Raw genomic sequence first — 13,554 nt, forward strand, 5'->3', positions numbered from 1 at the left:
GATTTGCCGCTGGAGGCGATACAAAATCCAATGATCGATGCCTATCTGGCCGCGTTACCGGCCGGTATTGCACCGCGCATACTCGCCTCGCGCACCGCGTTTGTTGCCGATTCAAATGACTATGCGCGTCGTCTCGCAGAGCCAGGATTGCGGCGCCAGGCTGAGCAGTTTCAGGCTGCTGGCCACGTCATCACTGGCCATACGCTGGAAAGCCATGCGCGGCAGCTTGATGCGCACTTTGGCGATGCACCTTCCGTCCTGGCGTCATTGCGCGCCGACTCAACCTTGCAACGTGTCACCGATATCACCTTCCAGGTGCACTCAATCGATCCGCCACACGCCGACATTCTGCGTTCAATTGAATTAATCGCTGATCACATCGCCCCTGAGCTACGTGCTCTGGAACAGGCTTAACAGGAGAAAATGATGTCTCAACCCGTTGATTTACTGGCCGCCTTAGCGGATATCGATCCCGCATCGCAACTCGCGTTAGCACGCAACGAGCGCCACGCAGCCACTCAGCACACACAAGGGAGCTATGAGGTGCTGTTTGGTGAAGATGATGCGGATCTCCCGCTGCAATGGCGGTTTGCCTTAGCCGCGCAGGTCGCCGACTGGCACGGCGCCACCCGCTTACAGGCGCATTATCAGCAACAGGTGAACAACAAGGCACATGACGCTCGCTTTGCGGCCGGTCACGCCTTTGCCGAACTGCTCAGCTTGCACCCGGGGGATGCAGCGCCCAAACACATTCAAAACCTGCAAAGCGCTGGCTGGGCACCGCGTGGCATCGTCACCCTCGCACAGTTAATCGCCTTTGTGAGCTTCCAGAGTCGTTTACTGACCGGTTTACGCCTGCTCAACGGCGAGCAGAGTGACGCGCAAGCGCACGCCGTGGCTGGCAAGTGGCACGATGCACCGTTGACGTTGAGTGGCCAAAACGCCCTCACCGCCTTTACCCAGCAAGAGTTAGGCTGGGAACCCTGGCTGGCAGCCAAACCGCTCAACGAATTTACCGCCGATGAACAGGCTACGTTGAAGAAAAACGGCCACAGCGACTCCGATTACTTCCGCCTGCTGGCACGTCATCTGCCGCTGCTGGAACAGCGAACGCTGACCGACAAAGGTATCTTTTACACCGCTGGCGGATTGCCGCGTGCTGAACGTGAACTGGCGGCCACCGTGGTCAGTAAAGTGAATGGCTGCATCTTCTGCGCCTCGGTCCACGCGCGTAAAGCCAGCCAGTTATCAAAAGACGATGCGGCAGTGCAAAAGCTGCTGAATGTTGCACCGGGCGCAGAGTTGGCACACGGCCAGTCACCACGCTGGGCCGCGATGATTGACCTGGTCGCGACGCTTTCCATCACTCCCGCTGCCGCCAGCCTGCAACAGGTGCAGACATTACGCGATCAGGGCTTCACCACGCTGGAACTGCTTGATGTGATCCAGTCCGCTGCTTTCTTTGCCTGGGCAAACCGTTTGATGTTGACGCTGGGCGAGCCTTTTTTACCTGAACACTCACAAGGATGACCATGACCGGGCAAACCCACTCCGCGCAGCGTTTTCACATCACCCTGACCGGTAAAGGCGCGCATGCCGCACGGCCACATGAAGGCATTGATGTGATTGTGATCGGCAGCCATATCGTTTCTGCGCTCTATGCACTCCCCAGTCGTCATCGCCAATGGACGCTGGGTATTACGCGCTTAACGGCCGGTAACAGCTGGAATGTGCTGCCTCAGACAGCGGAGATAGAGGGCATCGTCCGCAGTCAGGATCAGCACACCGATACGCAAATCACCACCCTGATTGCCGGCATTGCCGCCGGTTTTGGCGCGGAAACGCACGTCAACTGGCAGCCACTGTCAGCATCCGAACCGGACGCGTCAGCATGGGCGCGGTGACCATGAGAGCAAGGAGGAAAGCGATGGCGATTTCGGTACCGATTCCCCGTCTGGATCACGTGGTGATCAACGTGGCCGATCAGTTAGATGAGGCCAGTGCGCTGTTTCGTCGGTTGGGGTTTCAGCTCACCGAACGCGGCCATCATTCGCTCGGATCCAGTAACCATCTGGCCGTGTTTGGTGATAACTATCTTGAGCTGCTCGGCTTCGAGCCGGGGCGCGCCAGTTTACGTCAGGATGTGTGGCAGTCACCGATTGGCCTGAGCGGGTTGGTGTGGAAGACCGACGATGCCGATGCGGTATGGCGTTATCTTGAGAGCCAGGATATTGATGGCGCTCTGCCTGCCAGCTTCTTCCGTCCGGTACAGTTGCCGGATGGCAATGAGGATCAGGCACGTTTCCGCACCGTGCAGTTACGACCGGCGCTGGTGCCGAATGGGCGCAGTTTCTTCTGCCAGCACGAGACCCCACACGCGGTATGGCAGGATGCATGGCGTCAGCATCCGAATGGCGTGACTGATATTGTCGAATTTGTGGTGGTGGCGCAGGATCCTGCGGCGGCAGCACAACCTTACAGTCGGTTGTTTGGGGCTAATGCGCTCACCGCCTGCCAGGAAGGTGCCTTCGTATTAAAAGCCGGCGTGGCGACCGTGCGCTTCGCGGCTGCCGGCTATGTCACACAACGTTTCGCCGGATTACCACCCGATTACAACGGCAGTGCACGCATGGCGGCGTTAAGCTTGCGCAGTATGGATCTGCGCAAGGTAAAAGCCAGTTTGCTGCTGGGCGATATCCCGTTCCACGAAGAGGAATCCGCGCTTATCGTCAGCGCTGAGCATGCTTTTGGCGTGGCGCTGCGGTTTCAGCAGTCAGCTTGAGCTTTGCGGGCGGCCCATGGGCCGCACCTCTTAAATAGCGCTCTTGAGCTGTGATCGCGGCTAACCCTGGTATCAGAAGATCTTTATCCATTGCCCCTTTATGCCATTTCGTCACTTCCCTAAGGTTCTGTTAATCTTTTAACGTCAATATGCCCTCACTAACATGAGGGTATGAATGATATGAAATCGTTTTTGTTTTTTCAGTTTGATGAATGGATTGCCATATTGATGAGTGTTTTTACCATTACAGCCTTTTTTATTATTTGGTTTTCAACCTAACAACATCAATGAATTTTATCACTGGGCATTTTAACATCACTCATGCATTTAATCATTCCATCGTAGATATTAATAACACCTTTTAAAAGCTTGTTTAATTTATAACGCCAATCAAGTAGCCCCCCATTTAACCGTCAGATTAATAACCTAACTAACTTCACAGATCCTGAAAAAAATTGACACTATGATTGCATCGGGGTCGCAATGGGTTACTGTTAAATTCTTGTAACAAATGTAACCAAAAGGATCTGTATGAAAACCTCTCTGCGTTTTTTAACAACCTCTGTACTGGCAGGACTCTCCTTTTCTGCGTTTGCGGCTGTACCTGCTGGTTATCCCACTGAGTATCAGAAAGTCATTGATGCAGCGACAAAAGAGGGCAAAGTGGTGGTGTACTCAACCACTGACACCAAAGCAGCGGGCCCGTTGATCAAAGGCTTTGAGACACTGTATCCGGGCATCAGAGTTGAATATAACGACATGAACAGTACCGAACTCTATAACCGTTACATTAGTGAACAGGCCTCCGGCAGCGGCAGCGGTGATGTGGTGTGGAGCTCATCCATGGATACCGCGTTGAAATTGGCCACTGAATATGCGGCGGAATATGCTTCGCCTGAGCAGAGCAAAATACCAAAATGGGCAGTGTGGCAAAATAAAGCTTACGGCACGACCTACGAACCGGTGGTGTTTATTTACAACAATAAACTCATCCCAAAAGACACCGCGCCTGACTCTCACACCGCACTGGCTAAAATGATTGCAGCCGATCCGGCTAAATTCAAAAATAAAGTGACCACTTACGATATTGAAAAATCAGGATTAGGTTTCATGCTGACGGTTCAGGACAGCAAAGTGGATCCGCAATACAAAGAAAACCTGGCGGGGATGGCGAAAGGGGGTCTGACGGTACAGTCTTCGACTGGCACGATGATGGAGCGCGTCTCTTCAGGCGAGAATTTGATTGGCTTTAATATTCTTGGTTCTTATGCCGAAGCCCGAGCGAAGAACGATCCGGCATTGGGCATCGCTTACCCGAAAGATTATATCCTGGTGCTGTCTCGCGTTTCGTTTATCACCGAAGAGGGTGAGCATGAGAACGCCGCTAAATTGTGGCTGGATTATGTATTGTCAGAAAAGGGACAGAGTATCCTGGCAAATCAGGCGGACATCCCTTCCCTGCGCAATGATATTGAAGGCAAAAACGATATTGACGGTATGACCAAAATGCTGGGCGATGCTCTTAAGCCGATTCCGGTGGATGAATCGCTGCTGGAATATCTGGAACCGGCAAAACGCCTGGAATTTATTAAACAGTGGCGTACCGCCGCCGGGAAATAATGCTCCCCACGTTATGCGCCCGTCGCGGCGCATAACATCTCCTTTCGCCTCCGGTGTTTGATAGGGTTGGCATATGAGCAGGTTACTGAAAAAGTGGCAGAGTTTGCCACGTGCATTGATTGTTCTGATCACGGCATTGGTTATTTACGTACCGCTGATGTTTATTGTGGTGCAGAGTTTTCTCTCCGCGCCGTTCTTTGCCAAAAAGAAAGAGCTGACGCTCGGTTCTTTTGGATTTATTTTCTCCGATCCTGATTTTTATAAGGCGCTGGAGTCGGGCTTTATTCTGGCTTTTGGTCTGGTGATCATTGCTATTCCACTCGGCGGTATTCTGGCCTTCTTGATGGTCAGAACCAACCTGCCAGGACGCCGCCTGATTGAGCCATTGATTCTGGTGCCGATCTTTGTCTCGCCAATGGTGCTGGCCTTTGGCTATGTGGTTGCCGCCGGACCGGTGGGTTTCTTGTCTCAATGGGCGAATCAACTGTTTGGCGTGGTGCCGTGGAACATCTACTCGATGACCAGCATCGTGGTGATCGCCGGACTCACCCACGTGCCACACGCCTATCTCTATATTTCATCGGCACTGCGCAGCGTCAGCTCCGATGTGGAGGAAGCCGCGCGCACAGTCGGCGCTTCACCGTTGCAGGTGATGACTTCGGTCAGCCTACCGATGGTGCGCCCTTCGATTCTGTATGCCTGTGTGCTGCTATTCTTCCTGGGATTAGAGGTGTTCGGCCTGATGCTGGTATTGGGCGATCCGGAAGGCAACATGGTGCTCGCCACCTATCTGTATAAGCTGACTAACAAGCTCGGCACCCCTTCTTACCACCTGATGGCCGCTGTTGCCGTGGTGCTGATCTGCTTCACCGTGCCGCTGGTGATGCTGCAGCGCTGGCTGATGCGCACCGCCAACCGCTTTGTCACCATGAAAGGCAAAGCGTCACAAGCGCGCGCCCTGCCGTTGGGTAAATGGCGCTGGATTGCCGGTGCGGTGGTGTTGGCCTGGCTGACCATCACCATCGGCGTGCCGCTACTGGGCGTGGTGATGCGTGCGTTCATCTCGCATTGGGGTGTCGGCGTCTCACTGTGGGATGAAATATCCTTCGCGACCTTCCGCAGTATCTGGGATCAACCCAATCTGTTGCGTGCCATTGTCAACTCGATGCTGATTGGGGTGATCGGCGGCGCGGTGGCGGTAATCTGTTATTTGTTTGTCGGCATCGCCATGCATCGCAAGCAGGATCAGGTTACACGCTTCCTGGATTACAGCGTGCTGGTGCCGCGTGCCGTGCCGGGTCTGTTAGCCGGTCTGGCTTTTCTCTGGGTGTTCCTGTTCATTCCGATGTGGCTCGATCAGTCCCTGAAAAACGGCTGGCTCTCCAGCCTGCCGGTTGCTGACTGGCTGCGTGAGAATTTTATCGTTTGGCTGCGTTCCCTGCGTCAAACCATCTTTAGCGTCTGGCTGGCTTACACCGTGGTGTGGATGGCTTATGGCTTGCGCCTGATCTCCTCAACGCTGTTGCAGGTCGGCCCGGAACTGGAAGAAGCCGCACGCAGCGTGGGTGCCACCCCGGGACAAACCACGCGTCACGTGACCGTACCGCTGTCACGCCATGGCCTGATTGGCTCGTGGTTGCTGATGTTCCTGATTTTTGAGCGCGAATACTCAACCGGTGTGTATCTGCTGTCACCCGGCACCGAAACCATCGGTTCAATGCTGGTCTCACTGTGGTCAGCGGGCGCCATTGATATCGTGGCTGCGCTCTCCCTGATTAATATCGTGCTGGTGGTGATCGGCCTCGGCATCGCGTTACGCTTTGGAGTGAAATTACATGATTGAATTATCGGTAGATAACTTGCATCTGATGTACGGCGATAATCCTGTATTGAAAGGCGTATCGATGCAGTTGAAAAAAGGCGAAGTGGTTTCACTGCTGGGCCCATCCGGCAGCGGCAAAACCACCTTATTGCGTGCCGTGGCTGGTCTGGAAAAACCGTCACAGGGGCGCATTACTATCGGCAAAAATGTGGTGTTTGATGGCACGCCGAAAAGTGAAATCCCAGCTGAAGAGCGCAATCTCGGCCTGGTTTTTCAGTCCTACGCGCTGTGGCCGCACAAAACCGTATTTGAGAACGTGGCCTACCCGCTCAAGTTGCGCAAAGTGGCCACAGCAGAGATTAATCAACGCGTGCAGGCGGTGTTGGATCAACTGGGGCTCGGGCATCTTGGCAAACGCCATCCGCATCAGCTTTCCGGCGGGCAGCAGCAGCGCGTGGCGATTGGTCGTGCGCTGGTCTATAACCCGCCCGTGATTTTGCTGGATGAGCCACTCTCCAACCTGGATGCCAAATTGCGTGAAGAGGCGCGCGTGTTCTTGCGCGAGCTGATTATTCGTCTCGGACTGTCTGCCTTAATGGTGACGCATGACCAGAACGAAGCCATGGCGATTTCTGACCGTATTCTGTTGCTGAACAACGGCGTGATTGAACAGCAAGGCACACCGCAAGAGATGTACAGCCAGCCCTCAACGCTGTTTGCCGCTGAGTTTATGGGTAGCAATAACCGTCTGCACGGCAAAATCACCCACGTTGAAGGCGGCCGGGCGCGCATTGCCGGGGCAAAATGGGCGCTATGGGGTAAACCGAGTGGCGATGTGCGGGTTGGACAGGATGGGACAGCGGTGATTCGCGTCGAACGTATGAATATCGCTGACACCGCTGATGACAACGCACTTGAGCTGTCTTTGCTCACCAGTATGTATTTAGGCGATCGCTGGGAATACCTGTTCCGCACCGAAGGGGATGATTTTGCGCTGCGCGCGTATGGCAAGGAGTTCCGCGGGAATCAGCGCTTCCGCGTCTCACTGCCGAAAGAGGATCTGTGGATTTTCGCTAAAAGCTAACCCTTCCCTTAAATAAATTGCCCCCTACTGCGCATCTGCGGTGGGGGGAGATTTAACCCATCTGTATTACACAAATTAACCAGAAATTCTTATCGCGTTGTGTAAGCCTGGCGAAAAATTCTATTTAGGTTGCTGGCGTGCTCCATTTATAGAATACTGTCGCGCCATGCATGTTTTAATGTCCAGGACGGATTTATGTCAGCATTCCCTTATTATGTCGCTTTAGCTTTACTGGTTTGCGTGGCGCTGGTTTGGAGCGGATTAATCCTGGATCTGTTTGGTATGCGATGCTGGATGCACCATGTGACTGATTTTATGGAAACCCAATTAAAAGGCTCAGAACCCTTGCAATGAGGGAGATTTAACTGAACTTATACCAGGACATTTCTTTATCATGACAAGTTTGTCATCTGGGCATAAAAGAATACGGCTTTAAGCTTTGCTTAAGAAATTAATTGTTGAATCACCTCCAATAACCCGTAGGTAATAATCGTGATCACAACGACGTATTCATTACTCAAAGAAAAAACCCGCTATTTACAGGCATTTTTCGCCAACCCGCGCGCTTTTGGTTCTATCGCACCTTCCTCTTCTGCGCTGTGTCGCACCATGTCTGAAGCCGTAGATTGGCAGCAGACGCAACGGATTGCGGAACTCGGCGCTGGCGATGGTGTGCTGACGCGTCATTTACTGCATAGCATGAGAGCCGATGCAACGCTGGCAGCATATGAAATCAATCCGCAATTAACCCATAAGCTTAATGCGTTCAACGATCTGCGTTTGACGGTGCACACTGATTCCGCAGAAATGTTAGGCACCGGCTACGATGCCATTTTCTCAGGTTTACCGCTGCTCTCCCTGCCGCAGGCGTTGCGCGAAAGGATGATGATACAAATCAGCCGTGCGCTGAATCCCGGTGGCGTGTTTGTGCAGTTTCAATATACGTCGCTGTCGGAACCCCTCTTGTCACAGCATTTTTACTGGACGCGCACACGCGAGATGCGCAACCTGCCACTGGCATTTGTTTATCGGTGCCAGGCTGCCGCACATCATTAAAAACAGACTCAAATAAATTATTGCAGTTCAACATTAAGTGCCGGCGCGCCGAAACTCACCAGCACCCCATTTGATGCGGTGAAATAGTCACGCCAGAAAGCCTCAAGCTGTTGGAGAATTTTTCCAGAACGATAGTTGTTCTTCGCATCCGTATCAATGAGGCCCGCCCCGGCAACAAAAATTTTGGCACCCGCGAAATCGGCCAGCAAATGTTGTTGTTTAACCTGCTGCAATGTTTTGTCTGGTGAGATCAAACGCAGCGCGTTATTACGATAGAAACTATCGAATGCGCTGTTTTCCAGCATATCTGAGATCAGGAACAGCGTACGTGAAGTAGACGCGTCAGATTGCAAATCCTGACTAACACGTTTCAGACTATCGAGAATTTCACTCTTCGCAATGTTGTCTCCTTGCTCAGCAAAACTTTTCGCCATCAGTCCGCCGAAAGATTTTGCAAAATACTGTCGCTGCTCTGCCAAACATTTATCCAGGTTCTTTAGGCTTTCCATACCCTGATTGTCTCGGATGGCTTTATCAGTGAGTAAAGGTTCTAGCCGACCATCAAACAAGCGTTGCATAAAATTATTCTGCAACAAGGCCGAGAACTGATAGAGCACTACGCGATCACCCGGCTGTGTAAACCGCAGAATTTGCTGCCAGCTGGCGTTTTTAATCTCCAGCGGGACTTTCACAGTTTGATCGATGATTACGATCAATTCCCGGCCACTGCTGGCCGGGCGATACTGGCTAAGATGAGCATAATCATAACAGCTCGGAATATCATTACGGTCTGCCGCCTGAGCTAAAGCGCTCAAACTCGCCAGCAACAGAAAACAACTTGTGATGAATTTCACCTGTTCAACCCCGTGCTTTATTCAAAACCAATTGCACTTTGCGCCGATTTAACAAGCCATCTAACGGGAGCTCAAGATCGTCAGCCAGTAGCTGTAATTCTTCATCATTAAGCAGGGTAAGGTCACCCAGAGCTGCAATTTGCGCTTTGTAATCGGTATTTGTCACTGGATTCGTTGGGATTTCCAGCGTTGCAGCCACAGGAGCGGGAGGTGCGGTTGGCGCAACTAAAATCGGCTCATGCTGATGCATAATCGGCTCTGGCTTGTAGACAGGACGCGTGGCATTAAACTGTTGGTGCTCGTCATCCGCTAATGCCTTGTCACGCATTTTTCCGCGCACGTAATCGTCAAAGGTGCGCACTTCACTCTGAGCTACACTGGCACTACTGGCTCTCTGCATTGCCATACGATTTTGCAGGCTAGCAAGTTTGTCCTGAGCATCACGCTCTACACGTTCACGTTGCATGGCATACCAGGCAGCGAACTCTTCAGAACTACTAAAATTGCCGATGTATTTCGCAGCCAACTTAGATTCAATGCCCACTAATGATCGGTAATAACCAATTAAGATACCGATAATTTGCACACCAATAAAAATGACAGACAAAATAATAAACGTCAGTTTGGAAGCAAAGACGCGATTGTCACTCACTTCTTTCGCTGCTTGTTTATCCGCTTGCTGATTATCATCGACTGCTTGCTGAGGCAATTCGAAAGGCGAAGCGTTAGTGGCAATAGTGCTCGTCTGACTAAACGGGGTACCATTCACCGCCTGTGTTTCAGCAGCATTAATGGTTGCGGCGCGGATGAAGTAGGCACCCACAGCAAACGTCACGATCAACAACAGTGTAACAATCGTTTGCACATATTCTGGTTTGGCGCCGATACCGTGGCGCACGCGGTTAAGCATCTGCAGATAGCCGGGCGCATCATCATCAATACGGCTATTTTCCAGAGAAACGCTATTGTCTTTTACCAGTGCTTCAGCCTGGTGTTCTAGCTTTGCTTCTTTATGCCAATAGCGAATCTTACTGAGCAGGGTATTTTTGTGAAGCTGGGTACCCATCAGGTGTGTGGCCGGTACCAAAATCACCCCAATGAGAACCGAAACGACAATCGCTGATAACTCAGCCTGATTTGCCGAAATATTGTTGGCAATAAAGGGTGACAACACCAAAGCAAAAATGAACGCTTCCAGAATGACAAGGGCAATACTGCACAACCACAAGACAATGCTGGTAGGCTTACGCCCGCGCTCGTCGACCTTATTTAGGTAATTAACACAACGCAGATAGAAATCGGCATCGCGGTTGGAAATGCTGTGATACTGATAAAATTTGCCACACAGTGCTTCCTCAGCAGGATGCCACACGAGTCCGCCGGTCCCCATACGACGAGACTCATGACTTTTTGCCAGACGAGTAATATGTCCCACCAAAGGTAAAGCACAAGCTAAATTGAGGAAGAAATAACGGACTTGTTCCCACCACTTAATGGTAATAATGGTCAATGCCATCAGACCAAATAATGGCCAAAAGATATAACGGTAAGTCGCAATCGCCTGCAACACAGTATCTAAAATTTCCATAATGATTTATTCCTTATCCACGCTGAGGCGCGTATTCAGCCAGCCACGGCTGACGATGATTACTATAAAAAAGCTGGCCCTGCTTAGCGGGTTGGCCTGATTTAGGTATGAGAAGATCAACACATGAAACCGGTTGTTTCTGCGCATCTTCGATGTAAACCCGATAAAGAATGCTATCTTCCCCTTCCCAGCTATTGGCGACACCCGTCATGCCAGGCAATGTTTTTCTGTTTCCCTGGGCATATTTTGGCGTCACAAAGACCTGTGGATTGCGCGTAACTTGTGCGCCCTCCTTCAGCACAAAAACTGGACTCAACGTCACAAGATTACCGTTGACCAATCCAGCCCATGCGCGTCCATTCATATTCGGGAGATATTCGCGAGTATCGTGCTGCCCAATAGATTGACCCGTCGCTAAATTCTTAGCCAGCCCACTGACTCGCGGCAGGTCTGTCAGGCAACTCCCCGTGACACTACTCGCCTGCGCCTGGCTTATAAGACTAAAACCCTGCGATAGCGGTTTTAAATTACTCGCCAGACCCGTTACACGTGAGGAGGTGGGTTTACCCCCAAAATCAATAAAGTTAGCGGGGTTACTTTCGGCAATCGCTTGAGTTGGCTGAGTGACCTGATCTTGCTCCTGCGATTTGGCCGCTTCAGAAGTGGGGGATGCTGCTTTCGCTTTATTGTCAGGATGGGCTTTTTTACGCGGCGTTTCAGTCCGGGCCAGCCGGCTATCAACCGCCGAGCTGTGCTGTAAATACAGAGGGTTGTTGCTTTCTTGCGCCAGTCGCTGACGGAGTAATGATTCATTTGCCAGAGCAACAATTTCAACACGGCGATTTTGAGCGCGTCCACTCGCTGAATCATTATCTGCCAGAGGGCGCGATGATCCTACTCCCTGGAAATAGAGCTGGCTGGCTTTAATACCACTTTGCTCCAGCACCAGGCCAACATTGTGGGCACGTGCTTCTGATAATTGCTGATTATACCCAGCATTTCCGCTGGCATCGGTATGACCCACGACCAGCAGAACTGCGCTGTTATCTTGCTGTCCCCCCTTCATGGCCGCAGCTATTTTTTGTACCTGGCGCAAACCACTACTTGTCAGTTCTGCACTATCCACATTGAACATTGTTCCATCTTCAACTTGCGCAACAATGCCGACCTGATCTTGTTTACTATTTTGCTGAGCTTTCAGCGCTTGAGTGCTAATGCGGATTTTTTCTTCTTGCGCGATCTTCGCTAACGCCTGCTCGCGGTTTTGCCACACATTACCGACCACGCAACCCGCGACGCCACCTGCCAATCCGCCAACTAATGCCTTTTTCGCATCGTGCGTGACCAAATAAGTGATACCTCCACCCAGCGCAGCGCCGCCAATACATCCAGCAGCAGTACCGTAATCTCGTGCAAAGTCATTCATAGAGGCGCAGCTGGTCGCGAGTGAAGCAGCAATCAAAACGGATGCTGCCTTTTTAGAAAAGGGTAAATTCACATCAAATCCTTGATTGAAAAATCTCCCTCGTCTGGAGGGAAAATGATTTATTGAAATACGTAGAATTGGTAAAAAACATTCACTGGTTGATATCGGCCAAGAGCGTAACAACTTTAGTGGTGAATGTCTTAATTATTATATTCAATGAGATGGGCGAATCATGCGAAAATTGAGAGGTGGGAAATCCGTTAATATCATAAGCTTAATTACTGGATTTAGTCAATTTTAGAATAATTTACGCCACAATCACTCAATTGCAGCGTAAAGTAATGACTTATCCCCCACTAACACGATAGCGCTCCAGTTAATGAGTCAAAATGCTGGTAGTGCGGCCACCATAACTATCTAAACCCATTGCATCGCGTTAGCACAAAAAAAAGGGATTATTTGCGCGCTTTCGCAGCCGCGACCAGTCCATCCAGCCAATCCTGATGACCATTGATCATCGGATTGGGTTTAGCACTTGCTAGCTCAACCGCCGGTTTGCCGTTTTGCGTTTCCTTCCGACGATGCGGGCACTGGAGTTGGCTCAGCCCGTGAAGGCCATACTGGCAGAAGTGTCAGAACTGTTGCAGCCCAAAGTCTTTGACGCTGCGACCGCCGAAATGACCATCAAAATTGCGGCCACCGATTATGCCCTGCGTGCGGTCATTGTGCCTTTTATGGCCGCATTACGAGTGCAGGCACCGGGTATCCGCGTGGCGGTATTGCCGGTTAACAACGAGCAGTTATCTGCGCAGTTTGAACGAGGTGACATCGATATCGCGTTGATCACGCCAGACAGTGCCCCACCCGATCTGCACGCCCGCTCGCTGTACGATGAAGAGTATGTGTCTCATGCGCGAGGACCACCCGCTGTCTGCGCAGACAGATTTAACGCTCGACAGTTTCTGCGCACAAGACCACGCCTTAGTTTCCTACTTGGGAGGCAACTTCAAGGGCGCGACGGATGAGGCGTTAGCCTCGCTTGTACGTTCACGACGTGTGACACTTTCGGTATGCAGTTTTTTATTCTTACCTGAGATCTTACGCGTCAGTGAGTTGATCAGCGTGGTGCCACGTCGCTTAACGAACGATATACCTGGTTTGAAGGTCTTGCCTCCTCCTTTAGCGATCCAGGAGTTTAACAAAATCGTGGTCTGGCATGAACGCACGCACCTAGATGCCGGACATCGCTGGTTACGTGAATTACTGTTTTCCACTGCTGTTTAAGCGTTCCAGCGCCTAAGATCACTATCCCGCTTTACTTC

11 protein-coding genes and 3 pseudogenes are annotated in these 13,554 nt (G+C 51.5%); 10 read left to right on the forward strand and 4 right to left on the reverse strand.

What is annotated here, in order from left to right:
• From RT340_RS16595 to RT340_RS16635, 9 genes and pseudogenes are all read left to right on the forward strand, one after another.
• A pseudogene (locus RT340_RS16595) lies at positions 1–414 on the forward strand (putative FMN-dependent luciferase-like monooxygenase); the annotation flags it as partial.
• A 12-nt stretch (positions 415–426) separates the two neighbouring features.
• Entirely contained in the window at positions 427–1,530 is a 1,104-nt protein-coding gene (locus tag RT340_RS16600; RefSeq protein ID WP_313377206.1) for an alkylhydroperoxidase domain protein, read from the forward strand.
• 2 nt (positions 1,531–1,532) lie between these two features.
• On the forward strand, positions 1,533–1,904 hold the full coding sequence (locus RT340_RS16605) for a peptidase dimerization domain-containing protein (RefSeq protein ID WP_409566160.1): 372 nt from the start codon (positions 1,533–1,535) through the stop codon (positions 1,902–1,904).
• A gap of 23 nt (positions 1,905–1,927) precedes the next feature.
• Positions 1,928–2,782, forward strand: a complete 855-nt coding sequence (locus RT340_RS16610) for a VOC family protein (protein ID WP_313377208.1) — start codon at positions 1,928–1,930, stop codon at positions 2,780–2,782.
• Between the two features lie 531 nt (positions 2,783–3,313).
• Positions 3,314–4,402 (forward strand): ABC transporter substrate-binding protein, encoded by a 1,089-nt coding sequence (locus RT340_RS16615; protein ID WP_211729578.1) that lies wholly within the window; start codon positions 3,314–3,316, stop codon positions 4,400–4,402.
• 73 nt (positions 4,403–4,475) lie between these two features.
• A complete protein-coding gene (locus RT340_RS16620; RefSeq protein ID WP_200572819.1) occupies positions 4,476–6,245 on the forward strand; it encodes an ABC transporter permease in 1,770 nt (589 codons plus the stop codon).
• A complete protein-coding gene (locus RT340_RS16625) occupies positions 6,238–7,308 on the forward strand; it encodes an ABC transporter ATP-binding protein (RefSeq protein WP_313377213.1) in 1,071 nt (356 codons plus the stop codon). Before RT340_RS16620 ends, RT340_RS16625 begins: the two co-directional genes overlap by 8 nt.
• A gap of 195 nt (positions 7,309–7,503) precedes the next feature.
• Positions 7,504–7,662 (forward strand): hypothetical protein, encoded by a 159-nt coding sequence (locus tag RT340_RS16630; RefSeq protein ID WP_313377215.1) that lies wholly within the window; start codon positions 7,504–7,506, stop codon positions 7,660–7,662.
• Positions 7,663–7,800: 138 nt separating this feature from the next.
• The gene (locus tag RT340_RS16635) at positions 7,801–8,364 is read left to right on the forward strand and encodes a class I SAM-dependent methyltransferase (RefSeq protein ID WP_313377216.1); all 564 of its coding nucleotides are present in this window, start codon (positions 7,801–7,803) and stop codon (positions 8,362–8,364) included.
• 17 nt (positions 8,365–8,381) lie between these two features.
• On the opposite strand, the gene RT340_RS16640 is transcribed toward RT340_RS16635, so the two are convergent.
• The 4 genes and pseudogenes from RT340_RS16640 to RT340_RS16655 form a co-directional block, all read right to left on the reverse strand.
• On the reverse strand, positions 8,382–8,981 hold the full coding sequence (locus RT340_RS16640; RefSeq protein WP_313377218.1) for a hypothetical protein: 600 nt from the start codon (positions 8,979–8,981) through the stop codon (positions 8,382–8,384).
• Between the two features lie 241 nt (positions 8,982–9,222).
• Positions 9,223–10,806, reverse strand: coding sequence for a hypothetical protein (locus RT340_RS16645; protein WP_313377220.1), 1,584 nt, complete (start codon positions 10,804–10,806; stop codon positions 9,223–9,225).
• 13 nt (positions 10,807–10,819) lie between these two features.
• Entirely contained in the window at positions 10,820–12,304 is a 1,485-nt protein-coding gene (locus tag RT340_RS16650) for an OmpA family protein (RefSeq protein ID WP_313377222.1), read from the reverse strand.
• A 383-nt stretch (positions 12,305–12,687) separates the two neighbouring features.
• Positions 12,688–12,807, reverse strand: a pseudogene (locus tag RT340_RS16655) (SRPBCC domain-containing protein); the annotation flags it as partial.
• Between the two features lie 159 nt (positions 12,808–12,966).
• Between RT340_RS16655 and RT340_RS16660 the strand changes: the two are divergent.
• Positions 12,967–13,516 (forward strand): annotated as a pseudogene (locus RT340_RS16660) (LysR substrate-binding domain-containing protein).
• Positions 13,517–13,554 lie beyond the last annotated feature (38 nt).

This window comes from Pantoea sp. CTOTU50773, from assembly GCF_032082325.1.
Lineage (GTDB): Bacteria > Pseudomonadota > Gammaproteobacteria > Enterobacterales > Enterobacteriaceae > Pantoea > Pantoea communis.